This window comes from Anatilimnocola floriformis, from assembly GCF_024256385.1.
In the GTDB taxonomy this organism is placed as follows: domain Bacteria; phylum Planctomycetota; class Planctomycetia; order Pirellulales; family Pirellulaceae; genus Anatilimnocola; species Anatilimnocola floriformis.
Genome location: NZ_JAMLFW010000001.1, coordinates 3,820,586 through 3,845,762, shown reverse-complemented (window position 1 = coordinate 3,845,762; position 25,177 = coordinate 3,820,586). Strand labels below are relative to the sequence as shown.

The 25,177-nt window shown below is 57.0% G+C and carries 23 protein-coding genes and 1 pseudogene; 8 read left to right on the top strand and 16 right to left on the bottom strand.

Annotated features, from left to right (window positions below; genetic code table 11):
• Positions 1–22 precede the first annotated feature (22 nt).
• Both M9Q49_RS14770 and M9Q49_RS14765 read right to left on the bottom strand, forming a co-directional pair.
• Entirely contained in the window at positions 23–310 is a 288-nt protein-coding gene (locus M9Q49_RS14770; RefSeq protein ID WP_254509523.1) for a hypothetical protein, read from the bottom strand.
• Positions 311–338: 28 nt separating this feature from the next.
• Positions 339–2,213: a TonB-dependent receptor gene (locus tag M9Q49_RS14765; RefSeq protein WP_315861202.1), complete on the bottom strand. Its 1,875-nt coding sequence runs from the start codon at positions 2,211–2,213 to the stop codon at positions 339–341.
• 485 nt (positions 2,214–2,698) lie between these two features.
• Here M9Q49_RS14765 and M9Q49_RS14760 point away from each other — a divergent pair, with 485 nt between their 5' ends.
• A complete protein-coding gene (locus tag M9Q49_RS14760; RefSeq protein WP_254509521.1) occupies positions 2,699–3,742 on the top strand; it encodes a DUF3500 domain-containing protein in 1,044 nt (347 codons plus the stop codon).
• A 101-nt stretch (positions 3,743–3,843) separates the two neighbouring features.
• Here M9Q49_RS14760 and M9Q49_RS14755 read toward each other — a convergent pair whose 3' ends face one another.
• The 6 genes from M9Q49_RS14755 to M9Q49_RS14730 all read right to left on the bottom strand — a co-directional run bounded on the left by M9Q49_RS14755 (position 3,844) and on the right by M9Q49_RS14730 (position 8,740).
• The gene (locus tag M9Q49_RS14755; protein WP_254509520.1) at positions 3,844–4,218 is read right to left on the bottom strand and encodes a hypothetical protein; all 375 of its coding nucleotides are present in this window, start codon (positions 4,216–4,218) and stop codon (positions 3,844–3,846) included.
• Between the two features lie 132 nt (positions 4,219–4,350).
• Entirely contained in the window at positions 4,351–5,592 is a 1,242-nt protein-coding gene (locus M9Q49_RS14750) for an outer membrane protein assembly factor BamB family protein (protein WP_254509519.1), read from the bottom strand.
• Positions 5,585–6,391 carry a redoxin domain-containing protein gene (locus tag M9Q49_RS14745; protein WP_254509518.1) on the bottom strand — a complete coding sequence of 269 codons (807 nt, stop codon included), beginning with the start codon at positions 6,389–6,391 and terminating at the stop codon, positions 5,585–5,587. Before M9Q49_RS14745 ends, M9Q49_RS14750 begins: the two co-directional genes overlap by 8 nt.
• A gap of 30 nt (positions 6,392–6,421) precedes the next feature.
• Positions 6,422–6,901 carry a hypothetical protein gene (locus tag M9Q49_RS14740; RefSeq protein ID WP_254509517.1) on the bottom strand — a complete coding sequence of 160 codons (480 nt, stop codon included), beginning with the start codon at positions 6,899–6,901 and terminating at the stop codon, positions 6,422–6,424.
• 290 nt (positions 6,902–7,191) lie between these two features.
• Entirely contained in the window at positions 7,192–8,280 is a 1,089-nt protein-coding gene (locus M9Q49_RS14735; protein ID WP_254509516.1) for a DUF1559 domain-containing protein, read from the bottom strand.
• A 265-nt stretch (positions 8,281–8,545) separates the two neighbouring features.
• A complete protein-coding gene (locus tag M9Q49_RS14730; RefSeq protein ID WP_254509515.1) occupies positions 8,546–8,740 on the bottom strand; it encodes a hypothetical protein in 195 nt (64 codons plus the stop codon).
• A 1,553-nt stretch (positions 8,741–10,293) separates the two neighbouring features.
• Between M9Q49_RS14730 and M9Q49_RS14725 the strand changes: the two genes are divergently transcribed.
• The 6 genes from M9Q49_RS14725 (at position 10,294) to M9Q49_RS14700 (ending at position 17,653) form a co-directional block, all read left to right on the top strand.
• Entirely contained in the window at positions 10,294–11,637 is a 1,344-nt protein-coding gene (locus M9Q49_RS14725) for a hypothetical protein (RefSeq protein WP_254509514.1), read from the top strand.
• A gap of 76 nt (positions 11,638–11,713) precedes the next feature.
• A complete protein-coding gene (locus M9Q49_RS14720; RefSeq protein WP_254509513.1) occupies positions 11,714–12,514 on the top strand; it encodes a DUF4198 domain-containing protein in 801 nt (266 codons plus the stop codon).
• Positions 12,507–13,484 (top strand): hypothetical protein, encoded by a 978-nt coding sequence (locus tag M9Q49_RS14715; protein ID WP_254509512.1) that lies wholly within the window; start codon positions 12,507–12,509, stop codon positions 13,482–13,484. Before M9Q49_RS14720 ends, M9Q49_RS14715 begins: the two co-directional genes overlap by 8 nt.
• Before the next feature lie 485 nt (positions 13,485–13,969).
• A complete protein-coding gene (locus M9Q49_RS14710) occupies positions 13,970–15,223 on the top strand; it encodes a tyrosine-type recombinase/integrase (RefSeq protein ID WP_254509511.1) in 1,254 nt (417 codons plus the stop codon).
• Positions 15,224–15,249: 26 nt separating this feature from the next.
• Entirely contained in the window at positions 15,250–17,040 is a 1,791-nt protein-coding gene (locus tag M9Q49_RS14705; RefSeq protein WP_254509510.1) for a hypothetical protein, read from the top strand.
• Positions 17,041–17,314: 274 nt separating this feature from the next.
• Entirely contained in the window at positions 17,315–17,653 is a 339-nt protein-coding gene (locus tag M9Q49_RS14700) for a helix-turn-helix domain-containing protein (RefSeq protein ID WP_254509509.1), read from the top strand.
• Positions 17,654–18,586: 933 nt separating this feature from the next.
• Here M9Q49_RS14700 and M9Q49_RS14695 read toward each other — a convergent pair.
• From M9Q49_RS14695 to M9Q49_RS14665, 7 genes and pseudogenes are all read right to left on the bottom strand, one after another.
• On the bottom strand, positions 18,587–18,769 hold the full coding sequence (locus tag M9Q49_RS14695; protein WP_254509508.1) for a hypothetical protein: 183 nt from the start codon (positions 18,767–18,769) through the stop codon (positions 18,587–18,589).
• 311 nt (positions 18,770–19,080) lie between these two features.
• On the bottom strand, positions 19,081–19,500 hold the full coding sequence (locus M9Q49_RS14690) for a hypothetical protein (RefSeq protein WP_254509507.1): 420 nt from the start codon (positions 19,498–19,500) through the stop codon (positions 19,081–19,083).
• Between the two features lie 56 nt (positions 19,501–19,556).
• Positions 19,557–21,005 carry a hypothetical protein gene (locus tag M9Q49_RS14685; RefSeq protein ID WP_254509506.1) on the bottom strand — a complete coding sequence of 483 codons (1,449 nt, stop codon included), beginning with the start codon at positions 21,003–21,005 and terminating at the stop codon, positions 19,557–19,559.
• 84 nt (positions 21,006–21,089) lie between these two features.
• The gene (locus tag M9Q49_RS14680) at positions 21,090–21,281 is read right to left on the bottom strand and encodes a hypothetical protein (RefSeq protein ID WP_254509505.1); all 192 of its coding nucleotides are present in this window, start codon (positions 21,279–21,281) and stop codon (positions 21,090–21,092) included.
• Positions 21,282–21,374: 93 nt separating this feature from the next.
• The gene (locus tag M9Q49_RS14675; protein ID WP_254509504.1) at positions 21,375–21,620 is read right to left on the bottom strand and encodes a hypothetical protein; all 246 of its coding nucleotides are present in this window, start codon (positions 21,618–21,620) and stop codon (positions 21,375–21,377) included.
• 15 nt (positions 21,621–21,635) lie between these two features.
• A complete protein-coding gene (locus M9Q49_RS14670; RefSeq protein ID WP_315861178.1) occupies positions 21,636–22,049 on the bottom strand; it encodes a hypothetical protein in 414 nt (137 codons plus the stop codon).
• Between the two features lie 147 nt (positions 22,050–22,196).
• A pseudogene (locus M9Q49_RS14665) lies at positions 22,197–23,130 on the bottom strand (IS630 family transposase).
• 256 nt (positions 23,131–23,386) lie between these two features.
• Here M9Q49_RS14665 and M9Q49_RS14660 point away from each other — a divergent pair.
• Positions 23,387–23,560, top strand: a complete 174-nt coding sequence (locus tag M9Q49_RS14660; RefSeq protein WP_254509503.1) for a hypothetical protein — start codon at positions 23,387–23,389, stop codon at positions 23,558–23,560.
• Here M9Q49_RS14660 and M9Q49_RS14655 read toward each other — a convergent pair.
• Positions 23,557–25,047, bottom strand: coding sequence for an AAA family ATPase (locus M9Q49_RS14655; protein WP_254509502.1), 1,491 nt, complete (start codon positions 25,045–25,047; stop codon positions 23,557–23,559). The two genes, M9Q49_RS14660 and M9Q49_RS14655, sit on opposite strands and share 4 nt — an antisense overlap.
• Between the last annotated feature and the right edge of the window lie 130 nt (positions 25,048–25,177).

Genomic DNA, 25,177 nt, shown 5'->3' with positions numbered 1-25,177 from the left:
CGATCAAGCAAAGGTCAATATGTCAACCGACTTCCGTGCGTACGATTTCGCGTCGCAGGTAACGACCGCCGAAGTCAAACACGACCCATCGGCCTTGCCAGAACGGATATTTTGTCCGCAGTGAAACGACTTCTTCGCCCAGGCTTGGATCGCCACCTTGACCCTCAACGTAGAGCCGGCGGAAATTTGCTTGGCCGTGCCAGGCGATTGTGCGTTGCACGTAATCCTGCAGATCGGCGGCCTCCGTAAGTTCAGGCATGCAGAACTCGAAGAGTTCATCTTCGCCATCCAGTGACTTGATGCTTACCATCGTGCCTCCGTGATGCCGAGCACTGCGATTAGAACGAACGAGTCAACGTGACCCGTCCCATCGCGGGAGCTACTGGATGAATGTGGTAATCCTCGACGGCAGGTAGACCAGGCAGACGGCGAGATTCATAGAAGTACGTGATGTCGTTGGCCTTCGAATTCAGCAGGTTGAAAATATCGACGGTGAGCCGCCAGTCTTCCCAAACGTAACCAGTTTGCAGATTCACGACCGTGGTAACGCTCGATCGTGCGCTGTTGTCTTCAATGAGCGCTGCCGGACCGTAACTCTGTACTCGAAGCGACAGGAACGCGCCACCTTCGGGATCGTGAATCGTGAAGCCGGTGCTCAGGACGTTTTCGACTGCATTAGGGATGAACTGACCGCCTTCCAGCCTCGGACGAACATAGGCATAATCGAAATCGAGCACCATGTAGTCATTCAGCTTGTAAAGATTCGTCCATTCAATGCCGCCGCGATGGCTGGCTCCGGCTGGCTCTGTCGTGCCTTCATCGCCTACGAAGACGAGTTCAGAATCGAGCTCCAAGTACCAGCCTGTCAGCGTGGTTTGCCACCGCTCGTTCACGTAGCTCCGTCCACCCACCTCAAAGCCGTTTGACCGCACCAATGGGTTAGCCGGATTGACTTGTGTCGTGACGCCGCGGGCATCGTTGCTATGGAAGCCGAGGCCCCAGTTGATGAAGAGTTCGCTGTTCTCTAACGCGGCCCAGGCCAGGCCGATTTTCGGACTGAAGATGGCGGCTTGCACTGAACCTGAGTCCGCTGGAGTTAAGCGATCCTCCGCAGTGAACGAATACCAATCGCCACGCAGCCCAATCACCGAGCGCAGTTGCTGTGTGATCTGCGTTTCGTTATTCACATAGAGGGAATACGACTGCTGATCGACCTTGTCCTTGCTGGTGACGTCGATCAGTTGCCGACCGTCGGTGTGGTTGATCTGCACATTCGCAATGTGGTCGTTGCGGAACTGAAAACCCACTGTGTTGGAGCCGATCTCATTCAACCACTGATGAGAGACGTTGGCGCCGCTGTACACGCGGTTGTCGATCTGCTGAATCTGGTCGCCGTTGACCTGGTCGTTCAGGAAGAACGTGAAATTCGAGAACAGGTTCAAATCGTAGTAGCTGCTGTAAATGTTGGCCCGCGTCACCCCCTCGTCGGTCCGCAGCCAATACTGACCATTCAGCGTAACTCGATCGGTTTCGCCGCCGTCTGTGGGATCAAGAGAACCGAAGCGGCCGACCTGGCCAGCCTGAATGGCCATGATTGGAATCTGGTTGGTTGCCGTCCAATAGCTGCGGTAACCCATCGCGGTCACTGAAGCGCCATGATCGTTATCCCCAATCGAATAGCTCAGCACGCCGTTGAACTTGTTGAACCCCTCGGGTACTTCCCAAGGTCCGTTGTTGAAAACCTGCTCATAGGCGAACGTCAGATCACCGGGACCAACTCGCACTGACTTGGCCACGAGCGCCCGATAGTAGTCAAAGCCACCCGCGGTGGCCGTGGCGATTCCATAGGGCAATGTTCGCGCATAACGAATGTCTGCTGCGCCAGCCGAGGAGAAATCGCCGACCTCGGCGTAATACGGCCCCTTCTTGAACTGAATCGTGTCGATCAGTTCGGGAATTAACCAGTTGAGATCGAGATAGCCCTGACCGTGGCCGTTAGTCGGCAAGTTGATCGGCACATCGTTCACGCGCACGTTGAAGTCGGTGCCGTGGTCGAGATTGAAACCGCGGAGAAAGTATTGGTTGGCTTTGCCTGAGCCGCTGTGCTGCGTAGCAATCATGCCGGGGATCAGTTCTAGAACTGCCGCAGGACGGAGCAAGGGGCGAAACTCCAGATCGGGCTGCCCGATGATTCCCTCTGACGCCGAGCGCACTTCGCCCAAGAGGTTGTCACTGCGCTGCGCTTCAAAGGTCTGCAGTGTTTGCTCGAACGGGAACTCCGCAGGAATTGGTGACTCTGGAAATGGTTCAGGAGCTCGGGGCGCGCCCCCCTCAACGGTTGTCTCAGGCAGCAGAGGAGGCTCGTTCGCTTCTTGCGCCAACGTGGCAACAAAAGCACTCAGGCTCAAAGCGCAGCTCAAGAGATGGGATAAATAGTAAGAGCGCCGCACCTTGTCCTGCCTGCATCGCTAGCGTTCCGAAAGTAAACTGAGCCACTTGTAACGATGATATCGGTCATTTCGATCAAAGTCTGAATATGTTGCTGTCAACTCCCAGGTGGAGGGAACTAAAGCGACCGCACTCGATCGCATTCCTTTTTGCTGAGCTTGCCCAAACTAGCTGCTCATTCTGATGCTCGCTAGAATGAGCCGCGTATGAAACCCGCTGTATTCCTCTCCCTCCGCATTCGAGTTCCACTATGAATCGACTTCTCACCCTTGCTCTCCTATTGATCTCCTGTTTCGCGCTCCCCGCCGCCGAGACAGAGCAAACGAAAACCGGCGCTGCCATGACGAAAGCGGCGGCTACGCTGGCCACTTCGCTGTCGGAAGCCGATGCCGCCAAGATCATGCTCAAGTACGACGATCCGCGCCGCACCGATTGGCACAACATTCCGAAGCCGGAACGCAAAGGACTGCCGCTGCGCGACATGAAGAGTGAACTAAAGGACTTGACGCACGAGTTGCTCAAGGCGAGCTTGAGTTCCTCGGGCTACGAAAAAGCCACGCGCATCATGTCGCTCGAAAACAACCTGTTCGAAGATGAGAAGAAGGCAAAGACGGCGCCTCTGCGCGATCCACAGCGCTACTTTCTCAGCATCTTCGGCACTCCCGCCGCCACCGGCACTTGGGGTTACAGCTTCGAAGGGCATCACTTGTCGCTGAACTTCGTGGTGAAAGACGGCGCTGTCGTTGCTGATACGCCCAGCTTTTGGGGTGCAAACCCTTCGATCGTCAAGGACTTCATCAGCGGCGGACCGGCAGTCGGCACGCGCACGTTGGCTGGCGAAGAGCAACTGGGCTTTGATCTCATCAACGCACTTGACGACGAGCAGAAAAAAGTTGCGATCCTCTCGGACAAAGCTCCGACCGAATATCGCGCGGCTGGAAAACCTCAGCCGCCGCAAGGAGCGCCGGAAGGAATTGCTGTCAGCAAACTGACCGATGCCCAGAAGAAGATTCTCTGGTCATTGATCGAAACCTATAACAGCCATCTCACCGAAGATGTGGCGGCCGCCAATCTTGACGAGATCAAAGCCGATAATCTCGATCGCATCTATTTCGGCTGGTGGGGCGCAACCAAGCCGGAAGTGGGCCACTACTATCGCGTGCAAGGCCCGTCGTTTGTGCTTGAGTTTGTGAACCACCAAGATGGCGTGGGGGGTAGCAAAGCCAACCACATCCACTCGGTTTGGCGCAGCTTGAAAGGTGATTTTGCGATTCCAATCGCAAGCAACAAATAACGTGTACGACGGTTGCTTCGTGAGGCCTTTGAAAAAGAAGTGACAACAACGACCGCGCACTCCGCTCAGAGGAGTGCGCGGCTTGGTTAACACTGTTCAGACTATTTGCCCGGCAGTTTGCCGTCCTTCAGTAGGTCGCCGAAGGTCTTGCCCTCAGTACCGCTCTTTTCGCCTTCGACTTTCTTCAGGGCCTCTTTGATCTTGGTCTCATCTTTTTCGTTTTTGGCCCCGACCAACTTGCCGAGTGCGGCCGCGTAGTCATTACGGACTTTCTTATCGGTTGCGCCGTGGCACACCGTGCACTTGGCGTTTGCGGCTAGGGCGGCGGCTTCCTTATTGTCGGGATAGCCTTCAAAGAAGGCTTTGTTGTACTGGGGGCGACCGCTTGCCTCTTGTCTTTCACAAAGAAGCAATCCGCCGAACAATAACGCGCCAGCCAACATCGAGACACCGACCGGCAATACAGACCTTTTCATCTTCATCTCCGCATACAAAGGGGGCTAAACATGGCTACCTGCGGCAACAACGGCCGCTGAGATTCTATGCGACGCTACAGTCGAACGCAAAAGTGGAAACTTTCCCCTGGTCTGAAGTTTTATAGAGTCACTTCATGGCTGGCGAATGCAAATGATTTCTCGACCGGTCCGAATCACGAGGTGATTTTCGACTGCAGCGACCGCTTGTTGCATGGTTTGCTGTTCCGCGCCTTCTGGCAGAAAATCGAGCTTGTTCTTGGCCAGCACGGCGAACTTCGGCCCAGGTTCGATAACCGTGGTGGTTCCGTGCTTGCCGAACAAGTAGATCCGCCCGGCAGCCGCTAACGGCGCAATTTCGCATGGTTCATCAAGTTCAACACTGAACGCTTCTTCGCCATCGCGCATCGCGAGACAGGAAAGCTGCGCGTGACGATCTGTCCAATAGGCATAGCTCGCGTGAGCAACTGGTGAGGCCAACCCACTAAGCCGACCATTGCTGCCCCATGCGACTTGCAACCGCCAGTTACGGTCGCGCAGTTCGACTTGAAGTGCGAGATTCGATTGCAGCGATTGAAAAAGCTCATGGGGCGACGACGGAGGCATAGCACCGATGAGCACCATATTGCCCGATACGAATGGCACGGGCGCAGTATTGCCGGCCAGATTACCAATCCACCAGAGTCGGCGGCCTGTCTCCGAGTCGTAGGATTCGACCATTCCAGCCGAGCTAACGATTACCTGAGGGGTGCCGTCGATACAGGCCAAAATCGGTGACGTGCCACTCGCCGACGAATCGCGTGCGGCACTCCAAGTCGTCTCTCCAGAGAGCTTGTTCAGCGCCACCAAGCTGGAGCCAGCCTGGTGCTTGAACAAAGCGAAGACATGGGCTTCGTCTTGCGCCAACGATGCCGTTGCTCCCGATGTCCCTTCGCTCCTGGTCAAGCCGCGTCGCCAACGGACTTCACCGCCGTGCTTCAATGCCAGGATCTCATGGTGTCCTCCGAGCGCATAGACTCCACTGGTGTCCACAACCGGGCTGGAGACCGCAGCCCACTTCCCGAGTTGATTTTTGGTTGAGTGATCGGCTCCATACTTCGCCCATAGCCGTTGTCCATCGCCCAGCCTCAACGCAGTCACTTGCCAGCGGCCAGAAACATCAACACCGGAGGCATAGATCGCTTCCTTCCAAATCACAGGGGAAGACGTTCCCGCTCCCGCCTGCGACGATCGCCAAGCGATGCCGCTCGCTTCCGACCAATGAAGTGGCAGTGACCTGATTTTGGCGGTATCGCAGCCAACGCCATTGAAGCCCGGCCACACTTCGGCGGGACCGGCTACTACCAAGGCCGCGACAATCAGAAGAGCACTATTCATGGACGCGATCCTGTCTCAAAGGCGTTTGAAATCTGACATCGTGCGCTAGCGCGCGTCCTGATGTTTTCGCGATTTCGATCAGAAGCGAGCGATTATCCGTAAACGGCTCATCGCCAAAATTGCACCAGGTAATTTCGCCGTTGGCCGCGATGACAAATGTGCCATGAATGAGTTCTTCGGGCTTGTTTCCGGCGGCCGGCGTGAAGACGCCGTAGCGTGCTGCAATCTGGTTACCCGGGTCCGAAAGCACGGAGAAGCCAAACCGGCCGTATTCGGCATAACGAGCCTGGGTTTCTGTGATCGGATCAGCGCTGATTGCAATCACCGTGGCATCTAACTCCCGAAACTTCGCGAGATCATCGTTCACAGCAAAAAGTTGCCCGACACAGTGATTGCAGTGGTAACCGTAGTAAAAAACCAAAACCACGGGACCATTTTGCAGACAGTTCGCCAACGTCGTTGATTCACCACGGTCATCTCTCAGATTGAAGTCGGGAGCAATCGTTCCTAGCAACGGATGCTCTTGGCTGGGCAGTGAGTCCTGCGAGGAGTTCGTGAGGATCGCTTGAAGATCGTTAGAAATCGGTCGCACTTTCTTCTCTTGCAGAAATGCGCGAGCTTCTGCTGCGACATTCCTCTGCAACATGCCCGTCCAATATGGTTTCAACGCGAGGGCGAGTGCCAGCGTTGCTCCCACACTGACAAGCAGCACGAGAAAGATTCGCTTCGGTGAGAGGAACTGACGATGCGAATCTGGACGGACTGCTCTAGGGCAAGACGTTGTCGGAGTTTGTTTCATTTTGAATTTCCAAGCGGCAAAGGTGCAGAACTACGGCAGCAAGCGGTACGGCACCTCCAGAAGCAAAATACTGTCGCTTGCCGCCCAAGTTGCGCGGAGCGGCGTTGTCTCGGGCTTTGTCAATACCGGCGGAATCCTTGCTGGTGAGCCAGCCGATTCGAGAGTGCAGTGGTAGAGACCAGGTTGCAGCACCAAGGCCCCGCGAGCTTCGTTCGTCACAAGTTGAAACGAACCGTCCGCGCCCGTCACGGCGAATCCGAGAGGCCGGAACGAACCGCCGTCTGCCTGATGCACCGTGATCTGCATGTCCGCGAGCAGATCGCCGCCCGCGCGCAATACGCCGGGTGTGCCTCCGGTGATCGGTCTTGGTCCACCGCAGCCAGCGCTAAGAAATAATGCGATGAGCAGCAGGCCGGTGGCAGTTCCCGTCATGTGTACTCGCGGCTGCTGCAGACCTAGCCAGTCGCGAATGGGGCGAATCCGACGGTGGATGCCGCCGGTGATGGACATGACAATCGCAATCGGAATGCAGAACAAGCTCGCATAACAATGCCACCGCCAAACAGCACGGTAATCAGGCCAGGACTTCCTGGCGACTGGTTGGTTCGTCGGCGTCGGTTCTGAGGAAAAGCGATCAGGATCACTCATGCAAATGTCACTCATTCTTGGTAGCCAGGTGTTCATCATTAGCGCTGGTAGTCATATCAGCACCCACGTCAATGTGCAGCGAGTGCGATGTCCGTCCGCTGGTTCAGGAAGGACGCGTGGAAGTGGCATTGCGAACTCAGCAACGAAGTTGTTTAGAACTGCGTAGCCTCGCCGCCGTCGCGACTGTGCAAACCGCGATGCACGGTTTGATCAATGCTATCCGGCAACAGGCGGACGGAACCGTCGCCCATTGCCGCCATTGCTCCGCCGGGATGATAACTGCGCGGCGCGAAATAGCCGGTGAAGTGCGTCACGACATCGGGAATTTTGCTGTTTGGCGTCGTGTACCCGTTCGTTAGCGTGCTCATGGCTCCGGAATGAGCCCATGAAGTCCCTCGCCCCCGCAGCGCAGCACTAGCCGACCCACGCCAACTGGTCATATTGGGCCAGATGGCAGCGAGATCCGGGGCATCAATCATGCCGTTGGCCCCGTTCGTCCAGCCGCTGCCGGTTCCGGGCATTCCTTGGGTGGACTGCAATGTCGAATTAACCCCTGTCGAGCCATTGAGCGTGGCCTGATAGGGAGCCTTCGGCAGAGTACCTGCGGGCAACGTGAAATCGGGCCCTACGCTGCGAACTGCTTCGCTCATAAAGACGGTGTTGGAGGTCCCATCCGTAATATCACTGAAACGAATGCCGGAGTTTTCGTACACAAAACCATCGGTTTTCCAACGCAGATCGTAATTCTGCTTGGTGCCGCTCCCAAAACTGACCATGTAATTGATGCCGGAATAGTTCGTTCCGCCGGCTCCCACATTCAGCACTTTGGCAGGATCACTGGGACAGAGGGCTACTTTGATTGGAGTCGCGAACGCTGCCGCAAACTGGGGATTGGCCACCAACGCATTGAAGGGGCCGGTGAATGCTGGCTGCGAAAAATCGAACTGAGCCTGCAGGTTGGACTGCTCGATGAAGGGCAATATCCGGGCTTGCGGCGAAAAGCCTTGCACGTTCGGGAGGTAGTTCTGCGCGTTCGTCATAGGGAACGCGAGAAAAGCGTCGTGATAGTTGTGGGCCGCAAGTGCCCACTGTTTGATGTGGTTGCTACATTGCGCTCGTCGTGCCGCCTCGCGAGCCGCTTGCACGGCAGGGAGCAGCAGCGCAACCAGAACGCCGATAATGGCAATCACAACGAGGAGTTCGACGAGTGTAAACGCGGATCTGCGGGGATATGAGAACATTGAATTGGAAACTCGTAAGGTGAGATTAAGGGTGGGCGCGCAACGTGGGCGCGGAACGGCTGAGTGCGATTGAAAACACACCTTCCCGGGAGCCCCCACGTGGGCAAACTCACCATGTGAGGAGCGAGCGCTGCCGCAGCGCAGGGGCATGGGGAAGCGTGAACTGCCGCTGACCGGAACGAGGCCCAGGCCATGCGGATGAAGCGCACGTAGCCGCGCAAAGTGAATCAGAGCGCAGCGTTTCAATAGAAGGCAGCAGCCAATATCACGGCGGCGGCACAGCTGGCTCGACGGCCTCAGTAGATTCCAAGGAAGGTGTAGACAACTCCACTTGGCTGACAATGATCCCGATCTCAAACGTCACTCGCGGCGCAATTGCGACCGCGGAGAGTAGATCAAGGAACTGCTCCACCATACCGCGGCATTTACGATAGTCCTGCATCAACACAATGCCGAACATGCTGCCCTCGCCGGCGTTCTCGGTAGCTTCTGGCTGTCGCGGCTTGGGTTTCGAGCAGCACGACTTTTGTGGTTTCGTGCAACAACTGGCAGACGAGGAGCAACTCGATTTCGATTCCACTTTGCAACAGCTCGATCGCGCCGCTTCTTCGTTGTGCGCGGCCTGCACAACGAAGTCAGGAGGTGTTACTCCCATCTTCCGAGCCCATTCCAGCTTTTGCTGGTTGTTATGGCAGCAACAGCTACGCCAGCAACTGGCCGCGTCTCGACAACCGCACGGACGGTTCTGACACGGAAACGGCTGCGAACGGTCTTTGTCAGAGAGTGGGGGAACAGGAATCCCAACGGAGGAAATCGCGATCGCGCACAGAGAACAACCTACCAGGATGGATCGAATCCACAGGCGGCTGAAGCGTCGCAATTGTCGCGAAAAGAACAAGATAGAACCCTGACCTGCGCATGGCGGAAGGTTGGGCTCGCTCCTCACGCTTCCAACTATAGCTTTTCCGCGACCTGTTGGAAGGGGAGCGTTCACGAGAAAAAAATCGCTTCGCGCCGAGATACGAATCGACCTCAGAGCGAATCTCTCAAGCCCCTGCTCGCCTGGTGATACCGTCGCAGACCATTGTTAAAAACAACGCCGAGTGTAGAGTAACAGCTGCGAATGGCTTGCAAGGTGAACCATGCTCGGCGCGTCCCCTAAAAATATCTGCTCTGCTTGCCGCCACGGAATGCGGCCGGTCATGGGCGTGCTTATGATCGCGAGCCTGGCCCTGGCACACGTTGGCTACCCCGTTTGGGAGCCGGCGACCTCGACAAGCGGCGAGGCTTTCCCGTGCCAATTTGGTCGTTGCGGCTGCCGCACGTTGGAACAGTGTCGCACGAGTTGTTGCTGCCATAGTAAGCAGGAAAAAATCGCTTGGGCCATGGAGCGAGGGATTGATCCGGATCGCGTTGCCGTGCTGACGGCAGGCGAAAAGCTGCAATATTCTCTGCGTTCCAGGTCAGTGAAGTCGGTGAACCTCTGCTCCACAAAGGCTTCAGCGAAGAGTTGCTGTTGCTCCAAGTCAGCTAAGCCAGCGTGCTGCAGCGAAGGCGAACAACCAGGACGTCTGACAATTGTTCTGGCGATCAACGCCCAGAAATGTACGGGAACCGGAGTCGAGTGGATCCAGGCCGGATTCGTTGCTGCTCCCCCAATGCCCGTCCTGCTCGTCATCTCGATACCGCAGGTTCCCCTCTCGGAATCCGTCGTTCCTTTTTATCAGTCGCCCACTTCTGGGCATTTGCTGCGGCCTGCCTAATTCGCGGGATGTCCTCGCTCGAATTTCGCTTTCTTTATCACCAACGCGGCCGTTCGTGCGCTCGAACAGCATTTCTTGCTTGTGCGCGCTCGCATCGGCGTTGCTAAGTCAAGCGGATGCCTTGAGAGTCACTTGGTCCACGAGTGACTCGGAACTCTTTTTTTAAAACTGCCATTTCGTCTGCTGCAATGGCGCTCACGGTTACTCCCAATTATCTGTAGTCGAAAACGAATCCAGAAGGATAATGCAAATGCTTCGACGCACCTGCATCGCTGCCACGATTTGCTCGGTGTTGATTGTGGTCGGAATCGGTGTCTGGCTCCGTTTGCCACCAGGCCCAGCTCCGCTTGCCAGCAATGCAGAGCAGCCAACGCTCATGCACAAACACGCATTCGAGCTTGCGCCGGCTAATCTGGAACATGAGTTGGAATCCCCAGACATTGCCGTCGACTCACTGGGCCGAATCTACCTAGTTTGGGCATCGCGTGAGAAAGAGGCGCAAAAAACAATGTTCCTCTCGGTATCCAGTGATGGCGGCGAGTCGTTCTCGGAGCCTCGCGTTGTCAGCCGTACCGCGATACATGAAACAGAGTTACATGCTGCCGGCGAATCGCATCACGAAATGGGGATGTCACCTCGCCTTGCCGCCGACGGCGAAAAAATCACCGCGGCATGGATTCAGTCGGTGGCCGAAAACTCCACCGTCTGCCTGGTTTCGATTGAATCAACCGATGGCGGTCAGTCGTTTTCGAGTCCGATCAGTGTGAACCAGTCTTTGAAGGCGCACCCAAACTTCACGTCGCTGGCCGCCCACGCCGATCGCCAGGTCTATTGCTGGCTTGACCTCCGCGATCAACAACGCCAGGTGTTCACCGCTCTAGCCGGTGAATCAGCCACGCCTTCGGAGCACCCAGTTTTCAAGACCGCTCCAAGCGATCGGGCCTGTAAGTGTTGCCCAACCGCAGTAGCATTCTCACCAGAGGGCCAACTCTTTGTCGCATTTCGTGAGGCAGACCAGATTTTGTTGGCGCGAAGTAAGAGCCGCTCGTCAGGATTTGAATCGGTCATAGAAGTTGCGAAGGTGGTTTCGCCGGGGCACAATTGCGGCCATGATTGCCCATCGTTGGCGGTTGACGCCGAACGTATCTGCATCAGCTGGACTGATGCGAGCGAAGGCGCGCCGCGTGTGCAATGCGCCACCGCGAAACTTGCTAACTTGGCGTTTGAATCCGAGGCGATAAATCCTCGATCGGGAAACGCCGAAAGCAATTGCAAGTTGCTGATTGCCGGCGGCGTTCTGCATGCCGTTTGGGAAGAGGCTTCACCCGCAGAACAATTCATCACTGTTGGCGGCCACGATCACTCTGAAAAAGCGGGGCATGCAATCAAGTATTCGACGCGCAAGGTTGGCGACAGAGGGTTTTCCCCAGCCGTGCACGTAGACGATGCTACACACGGAAATCAAACGCATCCCGTGCTGGCAAGTAACGGAAAGGGCGGCATTTTTGTCGCCTGGAACCAAGCCAGCGATCAGGAACGCGCGGTCGTTGTCAAACGGTTGCCGCAGTCGCCGGCAAATGGTCCGGTTCAATAATGGAAGTCCCAACGTCTCTCGTCGTTAATCGTTCGCAGCACACTGCTGCCGTGCAACTTTTGGAAAGGTGAATCCCATGCGTCAATTGCTCTTCGCTGCAGTTCTAACCGTTTGCGGTCTGAACGCTGCTTCGGCCCACGATATTTGGCTAGAAACAAACACTGAGCTGGTTCGTGTGGGTGACAGAGTCGACATCGACTTCAAGCTCGGCAATCACGGCAACGAACATCGCGATTTCAAGTTGGCGAGCAAAACTGCGCCGGATGGACTCGCGCTGGAAGTCATCAGCCCGGCGGGCAAGAAGTATGACCTCCGTCCTTCGCTGACGGATCTCGGTTACACGCCCAAAGAGGGCTATTGGTCTGCGCCGTTCATCACCGCGGAGCCGGGGCATTACCTGGCACTTTCCACCAGTGACAAAATTGTGAATCATGGCAAGCCGCTGCGGAGTATTCGTTCGGCAAAGGTCTGGTGGCTGGCAGACAAGTCGCTCGACAAGCCAGGGGCAAAGTGGGATGCCAATCGCAAGCCGCTGAATCTGCCCTTCGAGTTAGTGCTGCTCTCGGACCCGGTGTTGTTCGCCGGGCCAGGCAAAGCAATCGACGTGCAATTGGTTCGCTCTGGCAAACCTGCGGCCGATCAAGTGGTCAGCTTCATTCCACGCGGCGTCGAGTTGAGCGCTGAGTTCGATCCAACCTACGAACGCCGGACTGATAAAGAAGGCAAGACCTCGTTCACGCCCAAGGAAGGCAACACCTATCTGATCGTCTCGCACCAAGTCACGGATGACGAGAAAGGGGCTGGCTATGAGGGAACGAAGTACACGGCAACGCTGACCATTCGCGTGCCGCAGATCTGCCCCTGTTGCGATGAATGATTCCTTTCACTCATCGTTCGTGTCAGTCCAGTGGATCTTTTTGCTGCAGAATGGCTTGCTCTTTCCAATGGACAACATTTCTCCCGCCGATGAACTCAGAAGCCTCGAAGATCGCATCAACGCCCTCTTGCCGCCGCGGTACAGCGGTTGCTTTGAGGATGTGTCTCCAACTTCGATGGGGTCAGCAACGCTGCGGTACGATAATGACGGAAAGGTCGTATGGGGCGAAATCTGGACGACGTTTTGCCACCTGGCGCTCGCCGGTGGCCCGCCACACCGAGGTCGATTGCTGGGGCCAGTCACTGCTGAGGAAATAGAGGCTTCTCCGCAGCAATATGAGCAAGTCGTTGCTGAACTTAGCCGAGCCCTCAAACTGTGTGTCAACCTGCCGCTGATTCCGGCGAAGCAGCCAGGCTGGATCACGCTGCAATGCAAGTTGGAAGCGACAGCGGCTTGGTTGGTGCGCGCTATCGTCGCGGAGAATGTCATTGCGAGGCACGACGGTGCAATCCTGTACGTGCCCGCCGGGCCGAATTTCCGCGTCGAAAAGGAAATCAAGAACGTTGTAGTTTCCGTCGCCAAGACCTGCCACTATCTTTTCGATCACTTAGAGCCCGAGCAACAGCCGATGGGTGCGGCACCAGCGCTCGTCGGCCCACCGCTTCCGCACGAGATCTTAGCCAAATGCGAGCAATACCAGCAAGCAGCGGCCTCGCTTCAACGGTGTATCGAAGAATCAACCGGAATGGTAACTCGGATTGCCGAATCGCCCGGTTGGGTTGGCATGAACTGCAGCGACGAAGAGACCGCCGTCTGGCTTTTACGTGCAGTCGCCGTAGGAGACATTCTCGTGCGCCGCGAAGAAGCAACTTTGTACGTTCCCATTGACCTTAGCGCCAGCGATGCGATTATCAGAACGACAGCCACCGTCACCAAGGCGCATTTTTTGTCCCGCCTTCGCAGCAAATGAACTGACGGCAGCGTTTAACAACTGAATCTGCCTCGGTCACATCGGCCGAGGCATGATCGATTGGGCATTGGTGGTCAGCAGACCCGGAGCAAAATCGGGGGCAAATCGGGGGCAATATTGGCCCTGCAAGCCCAATTCTAGTACAATGTGAGCACAACGTCACATCGGACAGAAACAGCCGAAATCGCTGCAAAAACAGGGTATTTTTGGGAAAATGACTGGTATTTGAAGTGTCAGAGCAGCTGGATTCAAAATCCTGTGCCCGCAAGGGCGTGCCGGTTCAAGTCCGGCCTCTGGTACTTCTTTCTCGACAATGACTTGCGGCGACGGCTTGACTGACCAAAGCCTTCTATAATATGTCGCCGATAGTCTGGTGGGCGCAATATGGGCGCACCGGGCAAACGTATCGCATCGTGTGGCACTCGCCAGGAATGGTTCCTGGTGAGTCGCATCAACCAAGTGTCATTGCCACACGGACCGCGACCATGGCCAGTTTGTTTCGCCGCGCAGATTCCATTCATATCCGCTTTCGATTCCAGGGCTTCGAGTTCAAGCGTACGCTCAAGACGCAGAATCAGTCCGATGCCGACTGTGCACGGGCGATTGTCGAGCAGACGATCTACCGGATCCGGACCGGCCAGCTGCCGATTCGCCCCGACGTCGACCTGGGCGACTTCATCGTTAGCGGCGGCACTCTGTTGCCGCGGGCGCCCGCGGCCGCCGAGCAGCTGGCGGTTCCTTCGTTTACTGAACTGAAGGACGACTACCTAGCCCACATCGAGCACGTCGCAGCTCCGTCCTACTCCGGTTCGCAGCGAACCCATCTAAAGCACTTCTCGGAGTTCCTGAAGTCTCGGGCGAAAGAACCGATCACCTCGATCGCCGACCAGGACATCCAGAGGTTCATTAACCGACAACTGGCAAATCTCGACCCGAATACGGTCAATAAGCAGCGAATCACCCTCGTCCAGTTCTACAAGTACGTCGTGAAGAAGCGGAAACTCTTGCTACTTTCGCCGATGTTGAACATCGACAAGATTTCCTTCGGCTACGACCGATTCCCCTTCCGCACCAAGGCCGAGATCGAAGGCATTCTCACCCGCGGCGGCCTCGACGAAGCGGGCAAATTGGACCTCTGGGAGTGCCTCTATCTCAATCCAACTGAAATCGCAGGCTTGCTGGATCTTGTGCGCCGGCGCGCAGAGTTCGAGACCTCATTAATGCTGCACGCGATTCCCGCCTACACCGGCATCCGCCGCGGCGAAATCTTGCGTCTGAAGTGGGTTGATGTCGACCTGGAGGCAGGCGTCCTGACTGCTCATAGTCGCAAACAAAGCCGGTCCCGGCGGGAAGTGACGCGACGGATCGACATTCACCCAGAGTTGAAGGAACTTTTGGAGAACTGGCGCGCCGCTCACCCGCTTGGGCAATATGTGCTGTGCACAGAGGGCACGACAGAGCCACTCTCTTCGGACAAAGCCAACAACCGCTTTTGGCAACCCATGCGTCGCACCGAATGGTGCCTCGACGTTAAGAAGAGCTGGTTCAAGATTGGATTTCACTCGTATCGTCATAGCTTCGCGTCCAACCTGGCTTCGCTTGGCGTAGACCAGCGTATCATCGACGAGTTCATGGGTCACACGACGGAAGAAATGCGGAAGCGGTATCGCCACCTTTTCCCGTCCCGCAAGGCGGAGGCGATTCGCGCGATTTCGTATGCTATCTCCCCTGAGAGCTGAGCAATTCTACTAAAAGGCATTCGACGATGATGGATAACAGCAGCCTGTTTTGGCCTAATTGCCAATTGCGCGGCGAAACGATCGCCGTGTTGCCGATCACGTCAGAAACCGCCGAGCACAAGTTGTCGTTGAAGTTATTGGCGGTGGCGAGTCAACAGGCCTTCTGCTTTGTTGATGCGGCGAATGTTTTTCATTTTTTTCACTCCTTAGGATCGCGAAGGATTGTATCAACCGATGCAGCCCAACTCTGCAGTCTCGTTACGGCAGCGACGGCCGGGGAATTGCTGCAGCACGCCATTCGCCAGAATTTCTTTCAGATCGCCGCGGAATGCCGGCTCATCGACCTCAGGCTTTTGAACACACTTGTGCAATTGGCGACCGAAGTATCCTTTCAACATGAACCGCCAACGGCCGATAAAATTCTCGGCTTCGATTCACTTCAGCAAATCAACGATTGCATCGTAGCCGCCGCCGAAAGCTCGTGTCCCATTGGCACGGCTGTAAATGACGCTCGCGATGTGCTGGAGAGTATGCTCAGCCAATTTGCTGCTTTGGAAGTCCGGGCAGAATCAGTTCCAACGTGGCCCGGCCGAAGCATAAAACGCCACGCCGCGATGTTGGGCATTTCGCTTCAGGTGGGGAGCTGTCTGGCGGTAAATTGCTGTTCGCGCGCCCTGTCGCTGGATCAGGAACGGATTGCCCAGCATACAGAGCGCTGGGAATTCGAGCTCGAAGGATTACGCTGCCGGCTGGCGTCCGCGAAGAGCTTTTCATCGGCCTTTACCATCGATGATAACCGAGTCGCGCTCAACTCTAACGGATATGTGAAGGTGAACCAGGACCAGTTCTCAAAGTTGATGAGGAAACGCAATTTCGCCGGTAGGGGTGGCTGGAAGATCGAGACTTTGAGCGACGACCACCGCCAGGTTCCTGATGACTGCAGATTTTGGCTTGACTTGAAACCGTACGACGATGACGTAGCCGCCTGGATCGAACTGGAGACTGTCGCCGAATTACTACGTCTCGCGAGAAAGGACGAAAGGAACAACTCATCAAGTCGCAATTCCGGAACGCACTTTTCCGCGACACAGTTGCCGCGGGTCAATCCGCTCCGAAACTGGCTCGTGTGGGACGAATTGATCTCGCGAGGACTGCTTCGTATTCCTGAACGAACAGCATTTATTCTCGAATTTCCTGAATTGGCGTGGCGTTGCTTCGCTGAATGCCGGTTCTTACAGCATGGGCAGAGCCGACTTCGAGATTGGTACCTGAATGGTCGCCAGCCTACGGATGTAATCAGTGAAGCGATCGAAACATCAGGATGCCGCTTTCCCGCTCGTTTGCGTCAAGGAACAGATCTGAATCGATTTTCCGAGGCGTTGCTGGATTGTCTGACTCTCGGAGTAAAGGAGCCCGACATCATTCGGCGCTGCAACACGTTGGGGATCAACGGACTTAACGCACAAAAGGTTACAGAACTGATTCAAATTGTCTGCGAGGTCGCTCCGGAGCTCAAACAAGCGCAGTCACGATCGGTCGCTTCGAATCTTCGGAAGCGAGCTACTGCATTCTGGTCGCCAGAAACCGTCGGTCATTTGGACCTTGCGGATGATGTCCGCAAAGCTGTCTGGACCAAACTGGGCCTCAATGGCATTGAGCTATTAGCCGCGTCGCCAAGCCAGTCGCTAATTGCATTGCCCCCTGCGTGTGCCGGTGAGGAAGAAGTACAAGAAATCGCGCAACGAGCGATTGAGGAACTCCTTTGCACTCCGGTCCTGGTAAGCATCACGAACTACCAACATAAGTGCTTGACATAGCACGACACGTTTGTAAGATGCCGGCAGTTCAAGTTGGAGCCGCTCGTTGAGAACGGTGACCGCGGAGGCTAATGGTCGCAGCTTGATCTCTGGCACTTTGGCATTTCTAATTACTGCCTACTCGCCATATCTAAATCGCAATTGGCCTCATCTTCATCGGAGCGACTCTACGTCGCCCGCAACGGTTCTGCGCTTAGCAACCGGCCTGCTGTTCTCGACCGCTTCGGTCGCTTCGAGTTGCGTATTCATTCCCAACTCTGGAGTATTCGCCCCAATGTCCCGTAGTTCCCCATTTCGCTCGCCAGCCACGACAGCAGCCCCTAGCAACCTAACCATCGAGCAGTTGTTCGCACATTTTCAAACCAACATGACGAAGTTGGCCACGCGCCTCGACGAAATCCATGAACTCGTCACAGGCCATAGCAAAGAGCACCTCACTGTTGCCGAAGTGGCCGAAATGACCGGTCGGTCGGCGTATACCGTTCGTCGTTGGATCAGCGACGGACGACTCAAAGCATCACGCATAGTCGACACCGGCGAACGTGGCCGGTTGCTGATCCATCGTGAGGAACTGCACCGACTAATCGGTGCTGGTCGCGGCGCGAACCTGTAGCAGACCGTCCATCCTCGAATAATTAGAAATCGAAAATGCCCAATCCCTCTCGACGACGTAAGTCGCCACCGGTCGAATTATTTACAAACCGCACAGAGCTTCGAGCGTTCTTCGTACGCCCTTGGCCCCGGGAGCTTGATCCACTCCGTACCCTTCGACGCTCACTTAGCGGCAATGAAGGTTCTGCAACGACAATCCGAACAGAAAGGCAATTGCTGTCTTTCGACTCGGAGAAAGACGGAGCACTCCAGGTTTGCGCCATCCCGAGAGCACTAATCGCGGCTGCGGTGGTGCTACTGGCCAACGCACGTGTTCCAGCTACGGTTTGCCGTTCGCTCATTCGGCTTCCACCGCTGCCTCAACCTGTCCAGGTTCCGACGAATCGAGCGCCAACCTGGCTTCCAGGAGTAATCAAGTGCATTCAGGGGAACTGGCAGTTCATGCTGAACCGCGGCCCCGGTGCCCCATCACCTTGCCAGATCGTCGAATGGGTGGTTCGGTCGTTTCCGAAGTCGAGCATCGCCATAGTGTCCGAGAATCAGGCGGAATGTTCGGCGATCGATAGCTCACTCCGCAAGCAAGCATACGCGTCTTGCTACCTCCGCGGCGGACTCTTGCCGGATGTACTTCAACGTGTAGTCGGCACCTGCGCGTCGGGGCACGCGTCCCAGGACATTGAGCAACGCGACTTCGTCATCTTCACCGACGCCCGCCATGGGTTTAGCGACCGAGGACGCCTTCTCATCGAGCACGCTCCCAATGCACGCTTGATTGGCATCTGCCGCCAGGATGATTGGTTCTCCCCGTGGGAGCGCGATTGGCTATTTGCTCTGTTTGGAGGTGCTCGCCTTACGCTAACCAAACACAGCCAGATCGGTGCTAACTCTTCGCCATCGATCGCTGACATCGGCCGAGCTTTGCGTCAGTTTTTGGCTACTCGGCCAGGGACGAGATATGCGACTTAATGTAAGCAGCGGGCGATTTCAGTACCGTCGTCCCGTGAAATTCCGGTTCGATTTCACGTACCGTAACTGGCTGCGGCGCCAGCAACGTGAGCCTGGCGACTTTCGACTTGATCGTCTCAATTCTCGATTCGAGATGATCTCGTTTGACCATCGAATGGGTGCTGAGTCACTCTATCGCGTGTGCTTGGGAATGCAGAGCACTCGGGACCCGGCTCCGGGGCGTGACGGCGTTCGCTTACGCTCGCTCGGCAGATCCGAAGTTGGCGAGATCACGCGCGGACTCGCTGACCGGGTTCGTTACGGCCGGTACATACCCCAACTGCCACGTCTCGTGCGAATCCCCAAGCCCGGCCGCGACGAGTTTCGGCAGATCTGCTTGCCCGGCGCGGCGGATCACATCATCGCGACGGCCATCAACTCCCCTCTCTCGGTGGCCTTGGACCGACTGCTTCTGCAGACCTGCTACGGTTTACCGAATGCTTCGAGCGCCCGCACCTGGCTGGCGGTCGCCTTGCGGCCGCTAGTACGGCGATGGCCGTTGTTGCGGCCGTTCGAAGAGTGACCATTGGCGGCGGGATTAGTGGCGCTGCCGTTGCCGCGATTGTGGCCACTGTCATTTGCCCCGGCGGGATTGCCATTGCAATTGGTAACCTCGCCGGTCGGTTTCGGTGCTTGGTCTGCGACTTGGTGGCGGTGCAGTTCGTCCTGGACAGCCTGCTTACAGGCGATGAACGCGTTTTTGACCTGCCGATGGAAGCCTTCGATGTCGGTGTTCAGCAGCGACGCATCGGCCTCGTACTCGACGTGGCAGGATGCACCGAGGCTGCCGTAGTCGGGCAGCCCGATCTTTTTGCTGAGGCCGACGTTTACTTTGAGTGGCATGTAACGCTCCGGTTGGTGATGGAATGGTGTTCGATGACTCGGCTGGGCACTGCCAGCTACGCGACGGTTTGCAGTTGCTTGAGCGACGCGAGCGCGAGCTTCAATGACTTCTGGCCTCGCTTCTCAGCTTTCAGGCAGCGGATCAGTTCCTTGCTGTTTCCGAGCGCCGTGCGCAATTGTTCGCGAAGAGCGACGGCCTGGTCGAGCGAGCTGGCGGGTTTGCTTCCGGTTCGTTTGCGACGCGGCGCGGCCTCGGCCGCTGCCGGGGTTGTTACCGCATCGGGCTGGCGGGAGGTATCGCCAGGTGTAGAAGCACTGGTGATTCGATTCACGGGAATCTCCTGTCGGCGTATCGGGATGGAACTGTTACGGTGACCGATGTCGAGCGGTGATTCGATTCGCACGCACGATTCGGTTGGTTTGATCGCTTCTTTTGGATCGAGGAGCATCCAGACAAACGTGCGGGACGCATCGCGGGCGATCGCCGGCGATTGGCTATCGGGGAAGTGGATCTCGCTAAAGCCGAGCCGAGCGGCCCGCGTTAAGAACACGCGGTCGGTGCAGAGCCTGATGTCTGTACCCTGCTTGGCTGAGTTCCGCAGAATCATTTCTGCCGGCCGCGGTACGCCGGCGGCGCTGGCGCGCAAGACCACGCTGCCGTTCAAGTCAAGCGTCACTTCACGGTGCGTGTCGCCGTTGGGAAGCCGGTGCAAGTTGTCGAGCATGAACTTGCTGTCGGCCAGCGATAACTGCAGAGTTGCTTTGCAGTGGTCCGTCGACGGAATGACATGGTCGATGTCAGGGAACCGGCCTTCACGTTCGGTGGCGATCCAGTATGTCCAGGGACCGACCTCGAACACAACTCGCGAGATTCCCTTGTCATCGCGCAACTCGCCAATGCGGAATCGCTCGCCGCCCGGCAATTCCTTACTCGCGAAAAACCTGGTGGCCTGAACCAGCACATCTTCATCGAGTCCAAACGTGAAGCCTGTTTGCTTGAGCATCTGCCGGCCGTCGGTCGCGGCGATGACGCCGGTGCGCCGGAGCTGAATGCAGCCCAGCGCGTACCGCTTGCTTTCCATGTCCGTTGTGTTGTAGGCGTCTCGAATCGCAGTGAGCAGCTCGGGCGGATTGTCGGTGAATTTCGCCGGGAGGTCGGGAAATGTCGCTCCTGGTGAAGCGAGATCCGGCGCATCGTATTCGAGATCTCGGAAAACGTCGTTTTCCTGCCAACTGGCGCCGACGACGCCATCGCGGCGAGTGTTTAGGAATACCGGCTCTGCCTTTGCGCCCTGGACATCATCCAGTACCTGCATTGGCAACACGAGCTGTTCGGAATCCTGTGGAAATGGATCGTGGTAGCGCACAGCGTGGTTTGGGCCCAGCACTTCCACGAATAGGCCCTGGTCGCTGGTGCGGACATTGAGCGAGTTCACTTGGCGACTAAATGTCCGCCTGATGACCAAGCGCAGCGCTTTGGCAAGTTGACGAGTGATTTGAATCAAGGGAGCCTCCAATCGGTGAATGGTTGAAAATCCAAAATGGGCGGCAGTGACACTACCGCCCGTGCTTTTCACTGGTCGGCATCGCTAAGCAGCGCTGCGACGCTGCTGCCGCTCCAGCGCATCCCAATCAACGACGCTCGGCAGCGCATAGTCCTCGGCATCGTCCGGCTGAAACACGGTGAGCGGGGTGACGACGCTGAAGCCTCGCCGGCGAATGGTGCTCACGGATTCGCCGGTAGCATCGGCAACGGCTTGATTGAGTTCGGATTGAGTCATCGGTCTTACTCCTGATGGGAAAATGAAAACGGCCCGCCTGCGCACGCGCGCAGCTCGGGCCGGACAATGGCGTTGGAATCGAAACGAAACGGCTCAGCAGTCGGGTGTGAGCCAGTTGTCAGCGAGCCAGGCAACTTCGGCGGCCAGCGCCAAGCTGCGAGAGGGATAGGGGCCAAGCTGGGGCCCAGAAACCGGCGACAAATCACAGAACCAACTGCCCGCGGGATCCGGTTCCACATGCGAACCGCGGCGAATGGTCAGCTCGCCCAGTTGGGCCAGGTCAATTTCCTCGCCGTAGATGCAACGGGCCTCGCCGCCAGGGGTGATGATGAGCTGCATATATAATGTCAGCCCTCATTTCCCGCGGCGCAGGATGTTTCGCCGTGGCCGATCCACGAGCATGCCATCGAGCACCGACTGAACGCTCGAAAGCTGGGCAGCCACTTGCTGGCGCAGATTCTGATTCTCCCGCAGTTGCTGCGGTTCGACGCCGCGCACAACGCGCTGGGCCTGGGTCACGAGCTCGTCGAGCTGCTCACAGGACCGGATGTTCAAATGGCGGAAGCGATCGAAGAACTCACGCAGATTCTCGACAGCGGAATCCCGGAAGATCTTCGGCTTGCCATCCTCTGCGCCGCTGAGCCGCTCGGTGAGATGCGAAACGAGCTTCGACAGTTCGTCGGTGAATGCCTGCTCAGCCAATCGACGAGCGGCGAACTCAACCGGCGCATCCAACACAGAATCCACTTGCTCGAAAAAGTTTGCCACGACTTGCATCGTTACGGTGCGGTACTGTCCTGTTTGTCAAACGCCGAGGCGTACGCGGTGCCAACAGCTATGGTCCCGGTTTTGATCTTCCGAGCAAACCGAAGTTACGTGAGGCAGCACGTTCATCAGGAGAATCTAGAGCGTTTTTCAAGTTCGTAGTAGGTAACCGGCGTGTTCCAGATAATGGCAACATTCGTTTGGGGTGAAGCAGTTGAGCAGTGAGGCGATGGTGGCTTCCAGTTGGTTGATGGTGCGAGCGGCTGCTTTACGCAGCAAGCTCTTCAATTTGGAGAATGCCATTTCGATCGGATTCAGATCGGGGCTGTAGGGCGGCAGTTATTGGAGTTGAGCGCCGACAGCTTCGATGGCTTCGCGGATGCCAGCGACTTTGTGAGCGGGCAGGTTGTCGAGAATCAGAATGTCGCCAGGCTTGAGTGCCGGCGAGAGTTGCTGCTGCACATACGCGAGGAAGAGTTGTCCGTTCATCGGGCCGTCGACCACCAGCGGAGCAGTGAGGCCCGTCGCACGCAGGCCAGCGACGAACGTCGTCGTCTTCCAATGACCATGAGGCACGTGATCGACCAGGCGTACGCCGCGCCACGCACGCCCGTAGCGTCGCGTCATCTTGGTGTCGGCTCCCGTTTCATCGAGAAACACCAGCCGCCGGTAATCGAGCGAGGCTCGCCAGAAGTACCAACACGTTCGGCGATCGACGACATCGGGCCGCTGCTGCTCAGCTGCATGCAGGACTTTTTTTAAGCGTGACGCCGAGCGCAACCAACGCCCGCCAGATCGTCGACAAACCAACACGCACCGGCAGTCGCTGCTGCAATTCCTCCAGTGTCGCGTCCGGCTGTTCTTGAACTAACGTCGCCAACTGCTCGGTGTGTTCAGCGAGTTTCGGCTTTGGCCCAGTCTTGCTCTGGCGTGGAGTGAGTTGCCCCGTCTCCTCGCGCAGTTGCCGCAAATCTCGCACGCACTTCGTCGAGATTCGATACTTCTCTGCAATCGCTTGCGTCGCCAGGCCCGAGTCGTAATCGGCTAACACGCGCGTCCGCAAATCCATCGAGTAAGGTTTCATGACAGTCTCCTGACAGTGACTGCCTATACCTCTACCAAATCCACTGCTGCCAGCAGAATATACTGGCAACTAAAAATCAGGAAAACGCTCTAGTGGCCCAGGTAGCTTCGAGATCGACTTCAATTGGCTATTGGCGGCCGGAGTCCAGCGGATCCGGTTTCACCACTGGGTTTCCTGGGTACCGGTACTGAAGGACTGGTGGATTTCCAGACTCGAACCAGGTGTGCGTCTTTCCACAACGAGCAATGGAAAGAGCTTGGACCTTGAAATCACCGGCCTGCGCGCTATCATCGATGCGAGTGACGTTGGTGCCACGGCGACAATCCAGATGATTGACCGATGGATCGACGAAGCCACGCGATTCCAGTCCTGGTTTGAATCGCATGCAACCGAGTTAGTTGAGCTTTTGAAGAAGCCTGGCGAAATCTAATTCTGCGACGGATCGCGAGTCACTTTGCGCCGGGCGCCAGTCGTCGTGACGGTTGCCCCTTGGTAGATCCCCGGTCTGTCAGCGCTCAGGCACCGCCCACTGGCCCAGGTTCGCAGTTTCTCCACCGACTCTGCCGAAGTTCTCGAAACCGGCACGATGTTCTGCGCCGCTGCGACGAGCGGCACATCGAGCAATGCTGCCAGACGGCAACAGGCTTTGACCTCCGCCCCGGTCCAGCCTTCGTCCTTGGGTAAGGCCTGAGCTGCATCGAGTGCGTACTTGGCTATGTAAATTTGCCAGATCTGTTGCCGCTGACTTGCATCTGGCAAGTCGAGAAAGAAGACACCGTCGAACCTCTCCGCCCGGGAAAACTCCGGCGGCAGTTTTGAAATGTCATTGGCGGTCGCGACGACGAACACATCCGAATCGTGGTCGTTGAGCCAAGAGAGAAACGACCCGAAGAGCCGAGCGGATACGCCACTGTCGCCCTGCCCGGACACACCGCTAAATGCCTTCTCGCACTCATCGAGAAACAGCACTGCCGGCGCCATGGCGTCGATGATGCGGAGTGCTTGCCGAATGTTCGCCTCCGATTGCCCGACCAGTGAGCCGAGCAAGTTGCCAATGTCCAAGACGAGTGTGGGGCGGCCGGTCTCATTCCCGAGGGCCTTGCAGAATTGCGACTTGCCACAGCCTGGTGGCGACAGCAGCAGGATCCCTCGTGGCCTGACTGCTGACGCACGATTCGCCCGGTGCCGCAGCGACCGCTGGCAGAAAGCCTTCACTGCCTCCAGTCCGCCCAGATCGGAAAAGGTCTCGCCGCCGCGGTGAAGCGACAGCAGACCGCTTTTCTTGAGCATCTGAGTCTTCTGTTCCCAGAGCACGTCCGCTCGCAATCTGCCGTGGCGAACTAGGGAAAGGCTGAAGGCTCCTTCGGCCTCATACCGGGTCAGACCAGCGCTGGCGTCTAACATACGCTCGAACTCGACACCGGTAGGCAGCTCTTCGCGCTCGGTAGCGATCCCTCTCGCGATCTCCGCCAGTTGTTCGCGACCTGGCAACGCGTGCTCGATCACTATGAATTGCTTGTCGAGTTCAGTCGGCACCTGCACCACCGGCGATAGGATTACGACGAACGTGCGGTTTTGCTTGCCTTGCGTGAGCTGCTTCGCGAGGGCCTGAACGATCTCGACGCTCTGCAGGAATCGGTGGAAATTGGTCAGCACCAGAATCGCTGGCTGTTCGGATGCCGGGAATGCCGCGAGGGCTCGAATGGCAGTCAGTGGGTCATTGGTGCCGGTATCGACGGCGGCTTCGTGACCGAGAATTTTGAGCCCCTCTTCGATATTCCATGTCGCCAACCGCCACTCTTCGCGCCGGCATAGTTGCGCAATCTCGGCGAGTGCATCGTCATGTTCATGTGATTCGATCCACAGCCCGGTGAAACAAGCGCGGACCATCTCCGACAATCGCTCAGTGAGCGACATAGAAATCTCCTTGGAGAATGTAGGGAAAAGATGACTGCGAAACCGCAGTGCCCAGGGGCTTAGCCCGCCAGTTGTCGCTCCAGCCGAGCATGCAACCGGTCAACGGTATTAAAGGCTCGTTTGAGCCTGG